Below are 20,225 nucleotides of genomic sequence, written 5' to 3' on the forward strand. Positions count from 1 at the left end.
CCGGGCGGCGTTCCGACGAAGGCGTCATCCGCCTCACAACAAATTCGAAGGTGTCAGCTGCTCTCCGCGCCACTCGAACGCCACCGGCGCCAACACCTGATCAATCTGCGCCTCGCCCCACAACGTCGCAAAGCTTTTGCCTACGCCTGGGTGCACTCTGTCCGGTGCAATCAGCGACAGCGGCCACAGCACGAAGGCATTTTTCAGAATTTCTGCCCGCGGCAGGATCAATCCGTCGAAATTGCCCACCAGATCGCCAAACAGCAGCACGTCGATATCCAGCGGCAAGCCTTTGCGGTCGGGCGCATAACGGCCATTGTCCGCCTCAATGAATTTCAATCGACGGTCCAGCTCCATCAGCGGCAGATCGGTGTATGCCGAGACCACGAAATTGAAGAACGGGCCGCTCTTGATCCCCACTGGCTGGCTTTCGAACACCGCCGAGCAATGAATATCCACCAAAAACCCTGCCAGGGCGTCGAGGCCAGCCTGCAAATGGGTTTCGCGCTCGATATTGCTACCGAGCCCGAGATACACCTGAGTCAGCGACATCCGCGCTCGATCTCCACGCCCACGCCACCGGTGGCCGCCGGGACGGCGCCAGGCTTGGTCAGCTTGAGACGCATCCAGGTGATCTTGAATTCGCTCATCAACACTTCGACCAGACGCTCGGCAAAAGTCTCGACTAGCTGGAACTGCGCCTGCTCGGCAAACGCCTGGATACGTGACGAAACGCTCGCGTAGTCGAGCGCCAGGGTCAGGTCATCCCCTGCAGCGGCCGGGCGATTGTCCCAAGCGAAGCTCAGATCAAGTCGCAGGCACTGTCGGATGCCTCGCTCCCAGTCGTAGGCACCAATCACGGTGTCGACTTCCAGGCCCTCGATAAACACTCTGTCCAAGCACTTTTCTCCGCTGCACGACAAGGGCGCAATGCGCCGTTAGAATCAGGGCGTCCTCGCCCGGAATAGTTAGCATGTTTTGGTTACTGGCGACCCTCGCCTACCTGCTCGGCTCTCTGTCCTTCGCCATTTTGCTCAGCCGCCTGACCGGTAACCCCGATCCGCGAATGAGTGGCTCGGGCAATGCCGGCGCCACCAACATGTTGCGCCTGGCCGGCAAGAAGCTCGCCATCCTGACCTTGATCGGCGACCTCTGCAAAGGCCTGCTGCCGGTACTGATCGCAGGCCTTGCGGGGCTTTCGCTGCAGGAACAGGCCTGGATCGGCGTCTGTGCCGTCATCGGTCACCTGTTCCCGTTGTACTTCCGCTTTCGCGGTGGCAAGGGTGTCGCCACCGCTGCCGGAATGCTGCTGGGCCTGTACCCGCCCGCCGCACTGCTGGCGGTCTGCGCCTGGCTGCTGACGTTCTACCTGACCCGCACCAGCTCACTCGCCGCGCTGATCGCCACGCCGCTGACCCTGCCGCTGCTGGCCTGGCAGGAACCGGCAGCACTGCTGCCCATGAGCGCACTCACAGGGCTGATCGTCTGGCGTCATCGCGGCAATCTACGCGACCTGTTTGCCGGGCGCGAACGGCATTTTTAAATACCGGACATGAGTACCGCTCATTACAGCGCCGACAGTTGCTCCATCGGCCAACGCGCCTGCACGCTGATCGCCAGGCTTTCGTGCTGACCGGCCTGCAAGCGCTGGCAACCGGCAAACGCAATCATCGCGCCGTTGTCCGTGCAGAACTCAGGACGGGCATAAAACACATCGCCTTTCATGTCGCCGAGCATTTTTTCCAGGGAAGTGCGCAGCGCCTTGTTGGCACTGACGCCTCCAGCGATCACCAGACGCTTCATGCCCGCCTGTTTCAGGGCGCGCTTGCACTTGATGGTCAAAGTCTCCACCACGGCCTGCTGGAACGCCAGCGAGATGTCGCAACGGGCTTGCTCGCTGTCGTCCCCGGCGCTGACGCTCTGTTGCCAGGTGTTCAGGGCGAAGGTTTTCAAGCCACTGAAGCTGAAAGCCAGGCCCGGGCGGTCGCACATCGGACGCGGAAAGGTAAAACGTCCTGCAACGCCCCGCTCGGCGAGTTTTGCGATTTCCGGACCGCCCGGATAATTGAGGCCCATCATCTTCGCGGTTTTGTCGAACGCTTCACCGGCGGCATCGTCGAGGGTCTCGCCCAAGAGCGTGTAGTGACCGATCCCGTCGACCTGAACCAGCTGCGTATGACCGCCCGACACCAACAAAGCGACGAACGGGAATTGCGGTGGTTGCGCCTCCAGCATGGGCGCCAGCAAGTGACCTTCCATGTGGTGCACACCCAGCGCCGGAATGCCCCAGGCGAAGGCCAGCGCCTGAGCGCAGGAGGCGCCCACCAGCAAGGCACCGACCAGGCCAGGACCCGCGGTATAAGCGATCGCGTCGATCTCGGTCGGCACACAGTCAGCTTCGGCCAAGACCTGACGGATCAAGGGCAGCATGCGTTTGACGTGGTCGCGCGAAGCCAGCTCCGGCACCACGCCGCCATAGGCGCGATGCAGGTCTATCTGGCTGAACAGCGCGTCGGCCAGCAGGCCGCGTTCGCTGTCATATAATGCGACACCGGTTTCGTCGCAGGAGGTTTCTAATCCCAGTACTAGCATGGGTTTGCGCCTTGTTTAGGCTGAATTCGAAGGCGCGCATAATAGTCGCCATGGGATGCCCCGACTAGCGGTTTTCGATCAGAGGCTTTGCATTCCGGTCGATGAGGAGTTAACATCCGCAACCCTTAAAAACCGACGTCTTCAAGTGCTCTTTTGCCACGAGGATGTTGACCCCGGTAATGAATGAAGGTAGCTCTGGATGCCAGCCGTCAAAGTAAAAGAGAACGAACCCTTCGACGTAGCTCTGCGTCGTTTCAAGCGCTCCTGCGAAAAAGCCGGTGTACTGGCTGAAGTTCGTAGCCGCGAATTCTACGAGAAGCCTACTTCTGAGCGTAAACGTAAAGCAGCAGCCGCTGTTAAGCGTCACGCCAAGAAAGTACAGCGCGAACAGCGCCGCGCCGTTCGTCTGTACTAATACACAGACGTTCGTAGCAAGCTTCTGCCAAGCCCGGCCCTCAGCCGGGCTAATGGCATTTGCGGAAAACGCTTGATGCTTCACCGTCAAAGCCGCAGACGCGACCAAGACAAACCTGCTTCACAGCGTCAGACCTGGCTCTTTTGCCAGCGGTGCACGTCTTTTCTGACGAGCCTTCCAAGGCTACTGACGAGCACACCTACTGATTCCTCTCACGACGATCAGCCCAAGGCACCTTCTTGCGTGCCCGCTTATGAGCTATCCGAGGCCCTCGACTGGCCGCAGCCGGATTCAGCGAAACACTTTCATATAGTCGAATACTGATTGGTACTAACGTCAGTGGATTTTCGGCAGATACACTTCCCGACAGCGATTACGCAGACGACACCGGTCGAGCCGCACATTTTGCGCGCCTCAAACAATGACCCGCGTACGGCCGCTCTTCGTTTTGGGTCCATTTAAGCGCAGATGACGAGAACGCCATGGCCGGGCTAATCCCCCAGAGCTTCATTGACGACCTTCTGAACCGCACCGACATCGTCGATGTGGTCAGCTCGCGCCTGCAAATGAAAAAGGCTGGCAAGAACTACACCGCCTGCTGCCCTTTTCACAAAGAGAAAACCCCATCCTTCAGCGTCAGTCCCGACAAGCAGTTCTATTACTGCTTCGGCTGCGGCGCTGGCGGCAACGCCCTCGGCTTCATGATGGACCACGACAACCTGGATTTCGTCCAGGCTGTCGAAGAACTGGCCAAAGCCGCCGGCATGGAAATCCCCCGCGAAGAAAGCGGCCGGCCGCACAAACCGCGGCAGCCGACCGATTCGCCGCTTTACCCGCTACTGACTGCGGCCGCCGACTTTTACCGCCAAGCCCTTAAAAGTCATCCATCGCGCAAAGCGGCTGTGGATTACTTGAAAGGTCGCGGGCTGACCGGCGAAATTGCCCGGGATTTCGGCCTCGGTTTCGCCCCACCTGGCTGGGACAATCTGTTCAAGCACTTGAGCAGCGACACCCTGCAACAGAAAGCCATGGTCGATGCCGGCCTACTGATCGAGAACGCCGAAACCGGCAAACGCTATGACCGCTTTCGCGATCGCGTGATGTTCCCGATCCGTGACAGCCGCGGGCGCATCATTGCTTTCGGCGGCCGGGTATTGGGCGACGACAAGCCGAAGTACCTGAACTCACCGGAAACCCCGGTATTCCATAAAGGCCAGGAACTCTACGGCCTTTATGAAGCACGCAAGAACAACCGCAATCTTGACGAAATCATCGTCGTCGAAGGCTACATGGACGTCATCGCCCTCGCCCAGCAAGGCTTGCGCAATGCCGTCGCGACCCTGGGCACCGCCACCAGCGAAGAACACTTGAAGCGGCTGTTTCGCGTCGTGCCCAACGTGCTGTTCTGCTTCGACGGCGACCAGGCCGGCCGCAACGCGGCGTGGCGCGCACTGGAAGCGGCACTGCCATGCCTGCAAGACGGGCGACGTGCGCGTTTTCTGTTCCTGCCCGAAGGCGAAGACCCGGATACGCTGGTCCGTTCCGAAGGCACTGACGCGTTCCGTGCGCGAATCAACCAGCACGCCCAGCCATTGGCGGATTATTTTTTTCAGCAGTTGACCGAAGAATCGGACCCGCGCTCGCTCGAAGGCAAGGCCCACATGGCCACCCTCGCCGCGCCGCTGATCGACAAGGTCCCGGGCGCGAACCTGCGCATCTTGATGCGTCAACGCTTGACCGAAATTACCGGACTTAGCGGCGAAGCTGTGAGCCAGTTGGTGCAAAGCGCTCCTCAGGATGCGCCACCCGCCTACGACCCGGGCATCGATTACGACGCCATGCCGGATTACAGCGACTACCATCAGCCGCAGGCGCAAGAGATATATGCGCCGCAGCAGGAATGGACGCCGAAGAAACCCGGCGCCGGCGGCAAGAAATGGGACAAGAAGCCGTGGGACAAGAACAGCAAACGCGGTGGTGATCGCGATCAACATAGCGCACCACGCACACCGATCGCTGTCGAAGCACCAACGCTGATAGCGCTGCGCACTCTTATTCATCACCCGGAACTGGCGGGCAAGGTAGAAACCGCCGATCACTTCGCGAATGAGAGCAACACGTACGCGCAACTGCTGGTAGCCCTCATCGGGGCGGTGCAGAAAAATCCTAAGCTAAACTCTATTCAGTTAATGGCCCGATGGCACGGGACTGAACAAGGCCGATTGCTCAGGGCTTTGGCGGAAAAGGAATGGCTGATTGATGGCGACAACCTTGAACAACAGTTTTTAGACACCATTACTAGGTTATCGGCAAGCCAACACACGGATAGCCTGGAAGTACTTATCAGGAAAGCAAGGCAGCCAGGATTGACCGCGGAGGAAGCAAATCAGATAGCAAATCAGATGCGCGACCTATTAAAACGCAATATGGCTGTATCAACCCCGACCTCAACTGGCGCGTGAGGTCATAGCTCAGGTATAATCCTCGGCTTGTTTTTTGCCCGCCAAGACCTTCAGTGGATAGGGTGTTATGTCCGGAAAAGCGCAACAGCAGTCTCGTATCAAAGAGTTGATCACACTTGGTCGTGAGCAGGGTTACCTGACTTACGCGGAGGTCAACGACCACCTGCCGGAGGATATTTCAGATCCGGAACAGGTGGAAGACATCATCCGCATGATCAATGACATGGGGATCAACGTATTCGAGGTTGCGCCAGATAAGGATTCCCTTATGCTGGCCGACGCCGATACCGACGAAGCCGCGGCCGAAGAGGCAGCAGCAGCGTTGGCAGCGGTCGAGACCGACATTGGTCGCACCACCGACCCAGTGCGCATGTACATGCGTGAAATGGGTACGGTAGAGCTCCTCACACGTGAAGGCGAAATCGAAATCGCCAAACGTATTGAAGAGGGTATCCGTGAAGTGATGGGCGCAATTGCGCACTTCCCTGGCACGGTTGACCACATTCTCTCCGAGTACACTCGCGTCACCACCGAAGGTGGCCGCCTGTCCGACGTCCTGAGCGGTTATATCGACCCGGACGATGGCATTGCGCCGCCTGCTGCAGAAGTGCCGCCGCCTGTCGATCCGAAAGCCGTGAAAGCGGACGACGATACCGACGACGATGACGCCGAAGCGACGACTGATGACGAAGAAGAAGCCGAAAGCGGTCCGGATCCGGTCATCGCAGCTCAGCGCTTTGGCGCTGTCTCCGATCAGATGGAAATCACCCGCAAGGCGCTGAAAAAGCACGGTCGTGGCAACAAGCTGGCAATTGCCGAGCTGGTGCTTCTGGCTGAGCTGTTCATGCCGATCAAACTGGTTCCGAAGCAATTCGAAGGCCTGGTCGAGCGTGTTCGCAGTGCCCTGGATCGTCTGCGTCAGCAAGAGCGCGCGATCATGCAACTTTGCGTTCGTGATGCCCGCATGCCGCGTGCCGACTTCCTGCGCCAGTTCCCGGGCAACGAAGTTGACGAAAGCTGGACCGATGCACTGGCCAAAGGCAAAAGCAAATACGCTGAAGCCATTGGTCGCCTGCAACCGGACATCGTTCGTTGCCAGCAAAAGCTGACCGCGCTGCAAACCGAAACCGGTTTGACGATCGCCGAGATCAAGGACATCAACCGTCGCATGTCGATCGGTGAGGCCAAGGCCCGCCGCGCGAAGAAAGAGATGGTTGAAGCGAACTTGCGCCTGGTGATCTCCATCGCCAAGAAGTACACCAACCGTGGCTTGCAATTCCTCGATCTGATCCAGGAAGGCAACATCGGTTTGATGAAAGCGGTAGACAAGTTCGAATACCGCCGCGGCTACAAATTCTCGACTTATGCCACCTGGTGGATCCGTCAGGCGATCACTCGCTCGATCGCCGACCAGGCCCGCACCATCCGTATTCCGGTGCACATGATCGAGACGATCAACAAGCTCAACCGTATTTCCCGGCAGATGTTGCAGGAAATGGGTCGCGAACCGACCCCGGAAGAGCTGGGCGAACGCATGGAAATGCCTGAGGACAAGATCCGCAAGGTATTGAAGATCGCTAAAGAGCCGATCTCCATGGAAACCCCGATCGGTGATGACGAAGACTCCCATCTGGGTGACTTCATCGAAGACTCGACCATGCAGTCGCCAATCGATGTCGCCACTGTTGAGAGCCTTAAAGAAGCGACTCGCGAAGTTCTGTCCGGCCTCACTGCCCGTGAAGCCAAGGTTCTGCGCATGCGCTTCGGTATCGACATGAATACCGACCATACCCTCGAGGAGGTTGGTAAGCAGTTCGACGTGACCCGTGAACGGATTCGTCAGATCGAAGCCAAGGCGCTGCGTAAGCTGCGCCACCCGACGAGAAGCGAGCATTTGCGCTCCTTCCTCGACGAGTGATCACAAAACCCCCGGCCCAGGCCGGGGGTTTTGCTTTCTACAGATAAAATCCCCCGCACTTCCCCCCCGCCGAATTGCCCGTCTACACTCGAAACATTCCCCCGAGCCATAACGAGACCGTTATGCCCAGACTGCCGACCGTGCTTTTTTTGCTGTCGCTGATGACCTGGACCGCAACGGCTGGCGCGCTGACTCTGACCGACGAAGAACGTAGCTGGCTGGCGGCTCACCCGGACTTGCGCCTGGGTGTCGACGCGTCCTGGCCGCCGTTTGAATTTCGTGATGAACAGGGCCGATATCAGGGGCTGGCAGCGGATTACATCAACGTGATCCGTCAACGGCTGGGCACCAAACTGACGCCTATCGAGCCGGTCAGTTGGACGGTCGTACTGGAACAGGCCAAACAGGGCAAACTGGACATCCTGCCGGGCATCATGTCGACCCCGGAGCGCCAGTCGTACCTGTCGTTCACTCGCCCCTACCTGGACTTTCCGATTGTCATCCTCGCCCATGTCGGAGGCCCACAGCCGCACAAACTCGAAGAGCTCTACGGGCTGAAGATCGCCGTGGTGGAAAACTATGCGCCCCACGAACTGCTGCGCACGCACCACCCTGATCTGAACCTGGTAGCGATGCCCAATGTCAGCTCGGCCTTGCAGGCGCTGGCCACCGATGAAGTGGACGCGGTCGTGGGCGATCTCGCCTCCAGTGTCTGGAGCCTGCGTCAGCTCAAGCTCGACGGCCTGTATGTCAGCGGTGAAACGCCTTATCGCTATCAACTGGCGATGGCCGTGCCCCCGAACAACAAGATGCTGGTCGGTATCCTGGACAAAGTCCTGGCGGACATGTCCACAAGTGAAATCAACGCGATCCAGGAACACTGGGTCGGCAATGTCCTGGATCATCGAACCTTCTGGTCGGATTTGCTGGTTTACGGTCTGCCCGGGCTGCTGTTTCTGATGATCATGCTGGCAGTGGTCATCCGCATTAACCGCCGTTTGAGTTCGGAAATTGCCCGGCGGGTCGATCTGGAACAAGAGCTACGCAGCAGCGAATACCATTACCGCGGGCTGGTGGAGAGTCTTTCCGCGATTGCCTGGGAAGCGCGGATCAGCGATTTCACCTACAGCTATGTCTCACCGCATGCCGAAGAACTCCTTGGCTATCCCCTGTCCCACTGGCTGATTCCGGGGTTCTGGCGCAACATCATCCACCCTGCGGACCTGACCCGGGCCCAGACATTCTGCGACCACGAAGTACTGGCCGGGCGCGATCACAGTATCGATTACCGGGTGATCACCGCCGATGGCCGCTGTTTGTGGGTACGCGATATCGTCAGCCTGATCGAGCATGGTCATGAGCCGGTGATGCGCGGATTGATGATCGACATCAGCGATGCCAAGCGCACGGAAGAGGCGCTGAGCCTCTCCGAGCAAAAATTCGCCTCCGTGTTTCAGCAATGCCCGGACATCCTGGTGATCGCGCGGCTTTCCGATGGCTGCCTGATGGAAGTCAACAAGGCATTCGAAGAACAAATTGGACTCAAGGCCGAAGACGTCATTGGCCAGACCGCCACCAACCTGAACATCTGGGGCATCCCCGGTGTTGGTCCGGGTTTGCTGCAGCGCCTGCAGGCCGGCAGTATCCGCAACCTGGAGATGCCCTTTCGCCGCAACAATGGCCAAGTGTTTACCGGCCTGATTTCCGCCGAGCCCTTCGACCTCGATACGACCCCTGCCCTGGTCGTCGTCGTGCGCGATATCAGTCAGCTCAAGGAAACCCAGCAACAACTGCAAACCTCCGAAGAAAAATTCGCCAAGGCCTTCCACGCGTCCCCGGACGGCTTGCTGCTGTCCCGGCAGAGCGACGGGTTGCTGATGGAAGTCAACGAGGGTTTCAGCCGCATCACGGGCTTCAACAGTGCGATGTCCGTGGATCGTTCCGCCCTGGAACTGGGGATATGGGTCAACCTCAACGAACGCAAGCAAATGCTCGATTTGCTGCACCGGGACGGGTTCGTTCGCGACTTCAGCTGCCACATCCGCCGCAGCGACGGGCAGATCCGTCTCTGCGAGGTTTCAAGCCGTCCGCTGCCCATCGGCGATGAGGACTGCATGCTGACCATTGCTCGGGACATTACCGAGCGGCATCTGATGCAGGAGAAACTGCAACAGGCCGCCACGGTGTTCGAGAGCACCGCCGAGGGGGTGTTGATCACCGACACCCAGCAGCACATCAGCGCGGTCAACCGTGCGTTCACCGAGATCACCGGCTACAGCGAGAGCGAAGCATTGGGCCACACCCCTCGCCTGCTCGCCTCGGGCCTCCACGACAGCGCGTTCTATGCGGCGATGTGGCATCAACTGACGGACGAAGGTCACTGGCAAGGCGAGATTTCCAACCGACGCAAGAATGGCGAGCTCTACCCGAGCTGGCTGACCATCAGCGCCGTGCGCAACCGGGAAAAATTCATCACCCACTTCGTGGCGGTGTTCGCGGACATTTCCAGCCTCAAACACGCTCAGGCCAAACTTGACTACCAGGCGCACCACGACCCGCTGACCGGCCTGCCAAACCGCACGCTGTTCGAGAGCCGACTGCAGACAGCCCTCAACACCCAACAGGAAAACGGTGGCCAGGGCGCGGTGCTGTTCCTCGACCTGGACCGCTTCAAACACATCAACGACAGCCTTGGCCACCCGGTGGGCGACCTGCTGCTCAAAGGCATCGCCGTGCGCCTGAAAGAGCAGTTGCGCGACATCGATACCGTTGCGCGCCTGGGTGGCGACGAATTCATCATCCTGCTGCCGGGCCTGCAACAGTCCAGCGATGCCGACAACATTGCCACCAAGCTGCTCAATTGCTTCGCCGCCCCCTTCCAGGCCGGCGAGCACGAGTTTTTCATCAGCGCCAGCATCGGCACCAGCCTTTATCCCAAGGACGGCTGCGACGTCGCCACGCTGGTCAAGAACGCCGATGCCGCGATGTATCGCTCCAAGGCCAAGGGCCGTAACCGGGTAGAAAGCTACACCCGCGACCTCACCGCCCAGGCCAGCGAGCGCGTAGCGCTGGAACATGAACTGCGGCGCGCCATCGAGCGCAATGAGTTGTTTCTCTACTACCAACCGAAAATCAGCCTCGCCGACCATCGACTGGTCGGCGCCGAAGCGCTCATTCGCTGGCATCACCCGACCTTCGGTGCGGTGCCGCCGGAACACTTCATTCCCCTGGCAGAAGAAAACGGCATGATCCTGCAAATCGGCGACTGGGTGCTTGAGACGGCCTGCCGACAGATGTACGAGTGGAATCAGGTCTACGAGTGCCTCGGCCCCCTGTCGGTCAACCTCGCGGGCGCTCAACTGCGCCAGCCGAACCTGCTCAGTCGGATCGAGCAACTGCTCAAGGACAACGGCCTGGCGCCCGGTTTTCTGCAACTGGAAATTACCGAAAACTTCATCATGAGCCAGGCCGAAGAAGCCTTGGCGGTGCTGCACCAACTCAAACACCTCGGTGTGCAATTGGCGATCGACGACTTCGGTACGGGCTACTCGTCCCTGAGCTACCTCAAGCGCCTGCCGCTGGACATCCTCAAGATCGACCAGTCCTTCGTCCGCGGCCTGCCTGACGATCCCCACGATGCGGCCATTGTTCGCGCCATCATCGCGCTGGGGAGCAGCATGCAATTCACCATTATTGCAGAGGGCGTCGAGACCCTGGCGCAGCAGCAATTCCTTGCCGAAGAAGGCTGTGAACAGATCCAGGGCTACATCGTCAGCCTGCCTCTTCCCCCCGACGAATTTGCCGCGACGTTTCTTCGTATAGCCGTATCGGATTTTTCGGATAGCACAGCCGAGAAACCATCGCTATAATCCGCGGCCTACTGAGGGCCTATAGCTCAGTTGGTTAGAGCAGAGGACTCATAATCCTTTGGTCCACGGTTCAAATCCGTGTGGGCCCACCAAATAGCAAAGCCGCGCTAATGCGCGGCTTTCTCAGATTTAATGATTGACGTGCACAGTGTTGTCGAAGCGACTGACCGGATGAGATTGAGCGCTCCCCAGCGGCGAAAGCCGTAACCGCGCAAGGCGGTTCGTAAGTGGTGTCCGGATCTGCTTTATCAAATCGAAGAAGACGCCTATGGCGTCTTTTTTCGTTTCTGCTCCTAGCGTTTGGTAGCGCTCGGCTACCGCATGTAGACCTTACTGCACAGCAGCACAACGCCCATCTTGCCCAGCAACCTGGGCGGCTGCATGGTTTGGCAGTTCGTACCTGACGCTCAGGCTTTATTTGCTGAGAATGTCGCAATATCAGATGACGCCCGCGGACCTTGTAGGCAAACTCCGAGAATTGCGTAATGGGTGCGTTTTGGCACTTTGCCGCCTTGTTGGCGCTCTCTTCGACGGGATACTCTCCGGACGTCGCTGCAAATGTAGCGATCGGGTGTGGTAACTCGGCTAGGCAAAGTGCAACAGCGCTCCCCATTACGATTTCATGCGTTTTTACGCCTGTAATCCTGTGTTATGGCGGCTGTGCGTGGGAGACCTTCGGGTCTGCCGGTTTCTTTGCTTTCCCGGTTTACCACCCTGCGTACAGCTGCCACCTATTCGTGTGGTAACGAATGCGGCAGCTCCTCGTTTTAAGGAGCGAAACAATGAGCAAAGCAAATCCGTCCGCACCGTCTGACCTGAAAACCATCGGTTTCACCCCACTCATCTACTGCTCGGATCAGGCGTTGTTTAACGTCCGTGCCGGCGTCCCCATCGTTGATGCGTTGTCACAAGCCTCCGATCTGCTGTTCCTCGCCAAATCATTTGCCGAGGACGCAGCCTACGCAAGAGACACCGACCGACACGCCTGGGCCGCGCACTATCTGACGGCGATGGGTAAGGCGGTGATTGATGATGTGGTGAAAGTGCTGACACCGAGACCGGTTCGGACCGCGACGGAATCAGAGGAATAGCTCGGCAAATCCCCCTGAAATACGCCCCGATTATTCGGGGCTTCCAAATCGTGATCGAGCGCGCAATGCGCGCCGGGCATGTCGTTATTTACTGTGCGGATCGGCATCACCACTACCAGACCAGACACTCAACACAGGAATCCCCTGCACCAACCCCATCCGCTCAAGCACCGCCCCCGTCAACACCCCCTCATACGTATCCGCCGCCCTGCCCCATTGCTCGACGATACCCATGGCATCTACCAACGCCTCGCCCAACCCGGTAATCGTATCGGCCAATGCCTCCACGATTGTTTGAGTCCGGCCCCACAGACGATCCGTAATCTCTTTCAGCTCGGCCGATATGCGGTCAGGCAAAGCCGGATCCGTATCGGGGTAAGTGATGTTGCGCAGCAAGTGCCGTAACTCCCTGATTTTTGCGTAGTCCTGTTCCGCCCCAAGCTCTCCCCTCAGGATGGCGGCGGCTTTCGGCTTATCGACGCGTTTGCCGGGTGAACGCTTTGAAGCCAATGACTGCGCCATGGCGCCCGCAAAGAGGACCATGATCCGGGCTTGCAGATGCTCCTTCATTGCCTCAATCGTCGTAATTGAATGCGCCAAGGTAATGGAAGCGCCCGCTTGATGCCGCAGGTCCATGGTCACTTTCAGGCTCACATCACCCGTTTCAAACCCCAGGGCCCGGGCAACGACGTAGTGGCCCATTTCGTGATTGGCAATCTGCACTGCGTGATCCCGGACAGCGGGAGGCATGTTCTTCGTCATTTTGATCACCTCGCATCCCTTGATCTCTCATTCGACTATGACTGACTGCTGGTGTCCATCCTCTCTTCCGCGCGCCGTCTGACGTTCTGAAAACAGAACAGACATCCGTCGTGCCAGCCGTGCTGTAACATGCCAAGCCACTGATTTGTGTTGCCGGAGACGACCCTTGCCTGACACCCGCCCACCCGTTCTTGACGAAATCGACCGCCAATTGATCGCGGCCTTGCAGCTCAATGCCCGCGAAAGCGTGGCCATGCTTGCTCGCCAATTGGGGATCGCACGGACCACGGTGACTTCACGTCTGGCGCGGCTGGAGAAGGCCAAAGTCATCACCGGTTACGGCGTGCGTCTGGGTCAACGGGTGGTGGACGGTGGATTGCAGGCGTACGTCGGGATCACGGTGCAACCACGGTCGGGCAAGGAGGTGTTGCGTCGGCTCAGTGCCATGGCCCAGGTGCAGCAGTTGTGTGCGGTGAGTGGCGAATTTGATTATGTGGCGTGGTTGCGCACGGAATCGCCGGAGCAGCTGGATCAGTTGCTGGATCAGATTGGCAGTGTGGATGGGGTGGAGAAGACGACGACTTCGATCATCTTGAGCAGCAAGATTGATCGGGGGCAGCCGGTTTGAGTTTTGGCCGCAAGTGATGCGGTATCCGGGCGGGCCTCTTCGCGGGCAAGCCTTGCTCCTACACTGACGGTGTGTAGCTTCACGTCGTCATATTGATCAGTTAATTGGCAAAACGACGACACATTGCGTCTTATTAACGTGTTCTACGCTCTCTAGAATGGCTGCCATCTTTTCCTATACTCAGATGCGCATTCCGCGTCGGGTCGCCAGTAAGGTCAGTCATGAACAAGAACAATCGCCATCCTGCAGACGGTAAAAAACCAGTCACCATTTTTGGCCCGGACTTTCCTTTCGGCTTTGACGACTGGATCGAACACCCGGCTGGCCTGGGCAGCATTCCTGCGCACAATCATGGTGCCGAAGTGGCGATTGTCGGCGCGGGTATCGCCGGTCTGGTGGCGGCTTATGAGTTGATGAAACTGGGCCTCAAACCTGTCGTCTACGAAGCCTCGAAAATGGGTGGCCGCCTGCGCTCCCAGGCATTCAACGGGACCGATGGCATCGTCGCCGAACTGGGCGGCATGCGCTTCCCGGTGTCGTCCACAGCGTTTTACCACTACGTCGACAAGCTCGGTCTCGAGACCAAACCTTTTCCCAATCCGCTGACGCCAGCCTCTGGCAGCACCGTGATCGACCTGGAAGGCAAAACCCATTACGCACAGAAACTGGCGGATCTTCCTGCACTGTTCCAGGAAGTGGCTGACGCGTGGGCGGATGCGCTGGAGGCAGGCTCGCAGTTCTCCGATATCCAGCAAGCGATCCGCGACCGTGACGTGCCGCGTCTCAAAGAGCTTTGGAACACTCTGGTTCCGCTGTGGGACGACCGCACCTTCTATGACTTTGTCGCCACCTCCGAAGCCTTCGCCAAGCTCTCGTTCCATCACCGCGAAGTATTCGGCCAAGTCGGTTTCGGCACCGGCGGCTGGGACTCGGACTTCCCGAACTCGATGCTGGAAATCTTCCGTGTCGTGATGACCAACTGCGACGATCACCAGCACCTGGTGGTCGGCGGCGTCGAACAAGTGCCGCAAGGCATCTGGCGCCACGTGCCGGAACGTTGCGTGCACTGGCCTGAAGGCACCAGCCTCAAGTCGCTTCACAGAGGCGCGCCACGCTCCGGGGTCAAGAAAATCGCTCACGCCCCGGACGGCCGTTTTGCGGTCACCGATAACAATGGCGACACCCGCGAGTACGCCGCAGTACTGACCACCTGCCAGAGCTGGCTGCTGACCACCCAGATCGAATGCGACGAAACCCTGTTCTCGCAAAAGATGTGGATGGCCCTGGACCGCACCCGCTACATGCAATCGTCGAAAACCTTCGTGATGGTCGACCGGCCATTCTGGAAGGACAAGGATCCGGAAACCGGCCGCGACCTGATGAGCATGACCCTCACCGATCGCCTGACCCGCGGCACCTACCTCTTCGACAACGGCGACGACAAGCCGGGGGTGATTTGCCTGTCGTACTCGTGGATGAGCGATGCGTTGAAAATGCTCCCGCACCCGGTGGAAAAACGCGTAGAACTGGCGTTGAATGCGTTGAAAAAGATCTACCCGAAAGTCGACATCGCCGCGCGAATCATTGGCGACCCGATCACCGTGTCGTGGGAAGCCGACCCGCATTTCCTCGGTGCTTTCAAAGGCGCCCTGCCCGGCCACTACCGCTATAACCAGCGCATGTACGCGCACTTCATGCAGGACGACATGCCCGCCGAGCAACGCGGGATCTTCATCGCCGGCGACGACGTTTCGTGGACACCGGCGTGGGTTGAAGGCGCGGTGCAGACCTCGCTCAACGCGGTGTGGGGCATCATGAAACACTTTGGCGGCGAAACTCACGCCGAAAACCCGGGTCCAGGTGATGTGTTCAACGAGATCGGTCCGATCGCCCTGCCCGAGTAAGAGGAATCCCAAATGCGCGTAGCCCTTTACCAATGCCCACCGCTGCCCCTGGATGTCGCAGGCAACCTGCAACGCCTGCATCAACTGGCGCTGGAGGCCAAAGGCGCGGATTTGCTGGTGCTGCCGGAGATGTTTTTGACCGGCTACAACATCGGCCTCGATGCCGTTAGCGTGCTGGCAGAAGTGCACAACGGTGAATCGGCGCAGCAGATCGCGCGCATTGCCAAGACGGCCGGGATCGCCATTTTATATGGCTACCCCGAGCGTACCGAGGACGGGCAAATCTACAACGCCGTGCAATTGATCGACGCCAATGGCGAGCGCCTGTGTAACTACCGCAAGACTCACCTGTTCGGCGACCTCGATCACTCGATGTTCAGCGCCGGTACGGATGATTTTCCGTTGGTGGATCTGAATGGCTGGAAGCTTGGTTTCCTGATCTGCTACGACCTGGAATTCCCGGAAAACGCCCGACGCTTGGCCCTGGCCGGCGCCGAGCTGATCCTGGTGCCGACGGCGAACATGATTCCCTTCGACTTCGTTGCCGACGTCACCGTCCGCGCCCGTGCCTTCGAAAACCAGTGTTACGTGGCTTACGCCAACTACTGCGGACAGGAAGGCGAGATCAATTACTGCGGCCAGAGCAGCATCGCTGCGCCGGATGGTAGCCGCATCGCCCAGGCGGGCCTGGACGAAGCACTGATTGTCGGCGAGCTGGATCGTCAGTTGATGGTCGACTCACGCGCCGCCAATCGCTATTTGATCGATCGCCGTCCCGAGCTTTACGGCGACCTTAACAAGCGCTGAGTCCCTGTAATCCGCTAGCATTAGCGCTTCTCTGTTCTGGAAGTGCTCATGCCTGCGCTGAATCACCCTCGCCCCCACACTGAAACCCTGGCCAACGGCCTGCGGGTGACGCTGCGTCACGCTCCCGATTTGAAGCGTTGTGCGGCTGCACTGCGGGTTTTCGCGGGGAGTCATGACGTGCCGCTGGCATGGCCCGGCCTCGCGCATTTTCTTGAGCATTTGCTGTTTCTGGGTACGGAGCGTTTTCCCGCAGGGGAAGGGCTGATGGCCTACGTGCAAGGTCATGGCGGCCAGGTTAATGCGCGCACCAGCGAACGCACGACCGACTTCTTTTTCGAACTGCCGCCGCCAGCATTCACCGGTGGGCTGGAGCGTCTGTCAGACATGCTCGCTCATCCACGTATGAATCCGGACGATCAGCGGCGGGAACGGGAAGTGCTGCATGCCGAATTTGTCGCATGGTCCCGGGATGCCACGGCCCAGCAGCAGTTCAGGTTGTTCGATGGGCTTTCCGCCGCTCACCCGCTGCGGGCGTTTCATGCGGGCAACCGGTATAGCCTGCCGGTGCCGCAGCCGGAGTTTCAGCAAGCGTTGAAGGATTTCCATCAGCAGTTCTATCAGACCGGGCAGATGACATTGAGCCTGGTCGGCCCACAAAGTCTCGATGAGTTGAGAGCAATGGCTCAACGCTTTGGCGCTGCTATTGCCGTAGGCGAAAAGGTCGCGCAACAAACGCCTGTACCGCTGATGCATTCTTCCGACAAAAGTTATCAACAGGCTGGCGAGCGTCGGCTCGATTTTTTGTTCGCTTTCGAAGCGTTGCCCGACTCATCGCACGAAGCATTAGCGTTTCTGTGCCATTGGCTGAACGCCGCGAAACCTGGTGGTCTGCTGGCTGAATTGCGCACACGCGGGTTGGCGGAAAGCCTGAAAGCTGCGCCGTTGTATCAGTTCGCCGGGCAAGCCTTGCTGCACATTGAATTCACCACGGCCCAACCGGCGCACGTGATCCGCGAGCGGCTGGTGGATTGGCTGGGCTTTTTCGCCTCTCACCAGAACTGGACCGAATTGCGCAAAGAGTACGCCGCCCTGCTCGACCGTCAGCAACAAGTCAGCGGCGCCCTGCAACTGGCGCGACTGGACAGTGAACAGCTTGAATACGTTTTATCCGAACAAGGCGTCGTAGCGCTCAAAGACATTCTGAAGAAAATCGGCGCTGTGGATAACTTCACCGGCGATTGGCAATTGCCGACACCGAATCCGTTTTTACGCGCTGAAGCACCTGCGGCCAGTGCCGGATTAATTCGCGGCCAAACCAGCAAACACCGGGGCCTGCGGACATTTGCCCAGGACCGCTCGCGCAGCCGTCGCGAAAACTCGCCGATGCAGTTCAGTCAAGTATTGCCGGATAACACCGACGAAGGCGCAATTTATCTGCGCTGGCGGCTACTGGGCAAACCTCACCCTAGTCTTCAATCGAGCCTGGAAAATCGCCTGCAACCCTTGCGCGAAGATGCCCGTCAGGCGGGCGTCGACTTTTCCTTCAGTGCATCAGGCAATGAATGGCTGCTGAAGATGACAGGACTGCAGGAGCCGATGCCGACTGTCCTCGAACATGCGCTGAAAGAACTGACAAAACCCGACACCGGTTTCCCACAGAAAGAACCGATAAGCGTGCCGTTGATGCCGATCAGACAGCTGCTGAAGACGCTGCCCGAGCAGTGCCTCGAGCGCACCGCTGAGACTGATGACGTCCAGCAGTTGTGGGCGAGCGCGCGCTGGCAAGGTCTGGCAACAGGCCTGTCGGCGCAGACTCAAGCGGCGATGGGCCTGGCACTGAGCCGCGTGCCCGGTGTCGCGGACGATCAGTCGTCGCCGCCCGTCTCGATAAACTCGCTGCATCTCTGGAGCGCTATCGACACCGGCTCCAGCGAACACGCGCTGTTGCTGTTTTGTCCGACGGCCTCGCCAGACATCGCTGACGAAGCCGCCTGGCGCTTGCTCGCCCACTTGGGTCAGACGCCGTTTTATCAGCGCCTGCGGGTTGAGCTGCAATTAGGTTATGCCGTGTTCAGCGGCCTGCGGCAGATTCATGGGCAGACCGGGCTGCTGTGCGGCGTTCAATCCCCGAGCGTTGCCCCTCAGGATCTGCTGGAGCACATAGAACGCTTCTTGTGCGAAATGCCCGGAATGATCGAAGGTATCGATGACGCGACTTTCATCGCCCAGCGCCAGGCCCTGGCCGATCAATTCCAAAGCACCGCACTGCCCTACGCGCAGGCCGCTGAACTGCTTTGGCAAAGCAAACTGGCCGGCCACTCGTCGGATTATCTGGAGCGTCTGCCTGAAGCGATCCTGATGATTGATCGCGAAACGTTAAAAGCCGCTGCCCGACAACTGAATCAAGCCGAAGGTGGCTGGCGCTGCCTGGCCAGCAGTGTTTGCGCAAAGGCGCCTTGGCAAGCGGCAAAATGATCATTACCGACGCTGCAATTAGCTTTCTCAAAGATTCGCGGCCAATCGCTCGGAAATTTTGAGTAACATAGCCACCTAACTATCTGAACATCTCCGGCTGGAGGTGGACTATATGTATAGATCTCAACTGTCTCATCACCTGAAGGAGCGCTCCCATGTCCTGGTCCAAACCCGCTTACACCGACCTGCGTATCGGCTTTGAAGTCACCATGTACTTCGCAAGCCGCTAAGGTCTGACGTTGTAATGATGTGCAACGCCTCGGTTTACCGGGGCGTTTTTATTTTCAGCGTTGAAATGATGGAGCGCCCATGTTTGTCCAGATTCTAGGTTCCGCCGCCGGCGGCGGTTTCCCTCAGTGGAACTGCAACTGCGTCAACTGCGCAGGTTTTCGCAACGGCAGCCTGAACGCCAAGGCGCGGACCCAGTCGTCCATCGCAATTTCCGATGACGGCGTGAACTGGATTCTGTGCAACGCGTCGCCGGACATTCGTGCGCAACTCCAGAGCTACGCCCCGATGCAACCGGGCCGCGCCCTGCGCGACACCGGCATCAGCGCGATCATCCTGATGGACAGCCAGATCGATCACACCACCGGCCTGCTCAGCCTGCGCGAAGGTTGCCCGCATCAGGTCTGGTGCACCGACATGGTCCACGAAGACCTGAGCAGCGGTTTTCCGCTGTTCAAAATGCTGACCCACTGGAACGGCGGGCTGAGCTGGAACCGCATCGAACTCGACCGCAGCTTCACCATCCCGGCCTGCCCGAGTCTGCGCTTCACCCCGCTGCCCCTGCGCAGCGCCGCGCCACCGTACTCGCCGCACCGCTTCGACCCGCACCCGGGCGACAACATCGGCCTGATCGTCGAAGACCTGAACACCGGCGGCAAACTGTTCTATGCGCCGGGCCTGGGCAAAGTCGATGCGCCGCTGCTGGAAATCATGGCCGGCAGCGATTGTTTGCTGGTGGACGGCACGATGTGGGATGACGACGAAATGCAGCGCCGTGGCGTCGGCACGCGTACCGGACGGGAAATGGGCCATCTGGCGCAAAACGGCCCCGGCGGCATGCTCGAAGTGCTGGAGCAACTGCCCAAGCAGCGCAAGGTGCTTATCCACATCAACAACACCAACCCGATTCTTGATGAGGATTCGCCGGAGCGTGCCGAGTTGGTTCGGCGCAATGTTGAAGTGGCTTATGACGGCATGAGTATTGTGTTGTAGGGCATCGAGACCGCTGCGCGGTCTATCGCCAGCAGGCTGGCCCCACAGGGGATGCGATCAACTGTGGGAGCCAGCCTGCTG

At 59.1% G+C, this 20,225-nt stretch carries 16 protein-coding genes and 1 tRNA gene; 13 read left to right on the top strand and 4 right to left on the bottom strand.

The features are described 5' to 3' along the window. Window positions 1-33: 33 nt before the first annotated feature. Together folK and folB are read right to left on the bottom strand one after the other, a co-directional pair. Window positions 34-552, bottom strand: coding sequence for a 2-amino-4-hydroxy-6-hydroxymethyldihydropteridine diphosphokinase (gene folK, locus ACA070_RS28335; RefSeq protein ID WP_497449189.1), 519 nt, complete (start codon window positions 550-552; stop codon window positions 34-36). Continuing rightward, on the bottom strand, window positions 543-899 hold the full coding sequence (gene folB, locus ACA070_RS28340) for a dihydroneopterin aldolase (protein ID WP_008051601.1): 357 nt from the start codon (window positions 897-899) through the stop codon (window positions 543-545). The genes folK and folB overlap by 10 nt, the downstream gene beginning before the upstream one ends. A 74-nt stretch (window positions 900-973) precedes the next feature. Between folB and plsY the strand changes: the two genes are divergently transcribed. Then, entirely contained in the window at window positions 974-1,543 is a 570-nt protein-coding gene (plsY, locus tag ACA070_RS28345) for a glycerol-3-phosphate 1-O-acyltransferase PlsY (RefSeq protein ID WP_461977249.1), read from the top strand. A 23-nt stretch (window positions 1,544-1,566) separates the two neighbouring features. Here the strand turns inward: plsY and tsaD are convergent, their stop codons facing one another. Then, on the bottom strand, window positions 1,567-2,592 hold the full coding sequence (tsaD, locus tag ACA070_RS28350) for a tRNA (adenosine(37)-N6)-threonylcarbamoyltransferase complex transferase subunit TsaD (protein ID WP_497449190.1): 1,026 nt from the start codon (window positions 2,590-2,592) through the stop codon (window positions 1,567-1,569). A 199-nt stretch (window positions 2,593-2,791) separates the two neighbouring features. Between tsaD and rpsU the strand changes: the two genes are divergently transcribed. The 6 genes from rpsU to ACA070_RS28380 all read left to right on the top strand — a co-directional run bounded on the left by rpsU (window position 2,792) and on the right by ACA070_RS28380 (window position 12,347). After that, window positions 2,792-3,007 (top strand): 30S ribosomal protein S21, encoded by a 216-nt coding sequence (rpsU, locus tag ACA070_RS28355; protein WP_002551877.1) that lies wholly within the window; start codon window positions 2,792-2,794, stop codon window positions 3,005-3,007. Between the two features lie 482 nt (window positions 3,008-3,489). Further along, on the top strand, window positions 3,490-5,469 hold the full coding sequence (gene dnaG / locus ACA070_RS28360) for a DNA primase (RefSeq protein WP_497449191.1): 1,980 nt from the start codon (window positions 3,490-3,492) through the stop codon (window positions 5,467-5,469). Between the two features lie 67 nt (window positions 5,470-5,536). Continuing rightward, window positions 5,537-7,387: an RNA polymerase sigma factor RpoD gene (gene rpoD / locus ACA070_RS28365; protein ID WP_461955992.1), complete on the top strand. Its 1,851-nt coding sequence runs from the start codon at window positions 5,537-5,539 to the stop codon at window positions 7,385-7,387. Window positions 7,388-7,509: 122 nt separating this feature from the next. Next, a complete protein-coding gene (locus ACA070_RS28370) occupies window positions 7,510-11,256 on the top strand; it encodes an EAL domain-containing protein (protein ID WP_497449192.1) in 3,747 nt (1,248 codons plus the stop codon). A gap of 15 nt (window positions 11,257-11,271) precedes the next feature. Further along, window positions 11,272-11,348, top strand: a tRNA-Ile gene (locus tag ACA070_RS28375). 690 nt (window positions 11,349-12,038) lie between these two features. Then, entirely contained in the window at window positions 12,039-12,347 is a 309-nt protein-coding gene (locus tag ACA070_RS28380; protein ID WP_461955996.1) for a DUF3077 domain-containing protein, read from the top strand. Between the two features lie 84 nt (window positions 12,348-12,431). Here the strand turns inward: ACA070_RS28380 and ACA070_RS28385 are convergent, their stop codons facing one another. Then, window positions 12,432-13,109, bottom strand: coding sequence for a peptidase M41 (locus ACA070_RS28385; protein ID WP_497449193.1), 678 nt, complete (start codon window positions 13,107-13,109; stop codon window positions 12,432-12,434). A 166-nt stretch (window positions 13,110-13,275) separates the two neighbouring features. On the opposite strand from ACA070_RS28385, the gene ACA070_RS28390 reads away from it, so the two are divergent. The 6 genes from ACA070_RS28390 (at window position 13,276) to pqqB (ending at window position 20,144) form a co-directional block, all read left to right on the top strand. Next, window positions 13,276-13,737 carry an Lrp/AsnC family transcriptional regulator gene (locus ACA070_RS28390; RefSeq protein WP_427636629.1) on the top strand — a complete coding sequence of 154 codons (462 nt, stop codon included), beginning with the start codon at window positions 13,276-13,278 and terminating at the stop codon, window positions 13,735-13,737. Window positions 13,738-13,958: 221 nt separating this feature from the next. Then, complete coding sequence (locus ACA070_RS28395; protein WP_461955998.1) at window positions 13,959-15,641, top strand: flavin monoamine oxidase family protein; 1,683 nt, start codon at window positions 13,959-13,961, stop codon at window positions 15,639-15,641. A gap of 12 nt (window positions 15,642-15,653) precedes the next feature. Next, the gene (locus ACA070_RS28400; protein WP_497449194.1) at window positions 15,654-16,448 is read left to right on the top strand and encodes a carbon-nitrogen hydrolase family protein; all 795 of its coding nucleotides are present in this window, start codon (window positions 15,654-15,656) and stop codon (window positions 16,446-16,448) included. 48 nt (window positions 16,449-16,496) lie between these two features. Next, window positions 16,497-18,923 carry a pyrroloquinoline quinone biosynthesis protein PqqF gene (gene pqqF, locus ACA070_RS28405; RefSeq protein ID WP_497449195.1) on the top strand — a complete coding sequence of 809 codons (2,427 nt, stop codon included), beginning with the start codon at window positions 16,497-16,499 and terminating at the stop codon, window positions 18,921-18,923. Between the two features lie 155 nt (window positions 18,924-19,078). After that, the gene (gene pqqA / locus ACA070_RS28410) at window positions 19,079-19,153 is read left to right on the top strand and encodes a pyrroloquinoline quinone precursor peptide PqqA (protein ID WP_009045898.1); all 75 of its coding nucleotides are present in this window, start codon (window positions 19,079-19,081) and stop codon (window positions 19,151-19,153) included. 79 nt (window positions 19,154-19,232) lie between these two features. Continuing rightward, window positions 19,233-20,144: a pyrroloquinoline quinone biosynthesis protein PqqB gene (pqqB, locus tag ACA070_RS28415; protein WP_497449196.1), complete on the top strand. Its 912-nt coding sequence runs from the start codon at window positions 19,233-19,235 to the stop codon at window positions 20,142-20,144. Window positions 20,145-20,225: the final 81 nt, after the last annotated feature.

It is taken from the genome of Pseudomonas sp. LBUM1678, from assembly GCF_059695575.1.

What these genes read in the sequence shown, in the direction of transcription:
- folK (WP_497449189.1), bottom strand. Translation starts at nt 552, where the DNA reads ATGTCGCTGACTCAGGTGTATCTCGGGCTCGGTAGCAATATCGAGCGC.
- plsY (WP_461977249.1), top strand. Translation starts at nt 974, where the DNA reads ATGTTTTGGTTACTGGCGACCCTCGCCTACCTGCTCGGCTCTCTGTCC.
- tsaD (WP_497449190.1), bottom strand. Translation starts at nt 2,592, where the DNA reads ATGCTAGTACTGGGATTAGAAACCTCCTGCGACGAAACCGGTGTCGCA.
- rpsU (WP_002551877.1), top strand. Translation starts at nt 2,792, where the DNA reads ATGCCAGCCGTCAAAGTAAAAGAGAACGAACCCTTCGACGTAGCTCTG.
- dnaG (WP_497449191.1), top strand. Translation starts at nt 3,490, where the DNA reads ATGGCCGGGCTAATCCCCCAGAGCTTCATTGACGACCTTCTGAACCGC.
- rpoD (WP_461955992.1), top strand. Translation starts at nt 5,537, where the DNA reads ATGTCCGGAAAAGCGCAACAGCAGTCTCGTATCAAAGAGTTGATCACA.
- ACA070_RS28370 (WP_497449192.1), top strand. Translation starts at nt 7,510, where the DNA reads ATGCCCAGACTGCCGACCGTGCTTTTTTTGCTGTCGCTGATGACCTGG.
- ACA070_RS28380 (WP_461955996.1), top strand. Translation starts at nt 12,039, where the DNA reads ATGAGCAAAGCAAATCCGTCCGCACCGTCTGACCTGAAAACCATCGGT.
- ACA070_RS28385 (WP_497449193.1), bottom strand. Translation starts at nt 13,109, where the DNA reads ATGACGAAGAACATGCCTCCCGCTGTCCGGGATCACGCAGTGCAGATT.
- ACA070_RS28395 (WP_461955998.1), top strand. Translation starts at nt 13,959, where the DNA reads ATGAACAAGAACAATCGCCATCCTGCAGACGGTAAAAAACCAGTCACC.
- ACA070_RS28400 (WP_497449194.1), top strand. Translation starts at nt 15,654, where the DNA reads ATGCGCGTAGCCCTTTACCAATGCCCACCGCTGCCCCTGGATGTCGCA.
- pqqF (WP_497449195.1), top strand. Translation starts at nt 16,497, where the DNA reads ATGCCTGCGCTGAATCACCCTCGCCCCCACACTGAAACCCTGGCCAAC.
- pqqB (WP_497449196.1), top strand. Translation starts at nt 19,233, where the DNA reads ATGTTTGTCCAGATTCTAGGTTCCGCCGCCGGCGGCGGTTTCCCTCAG.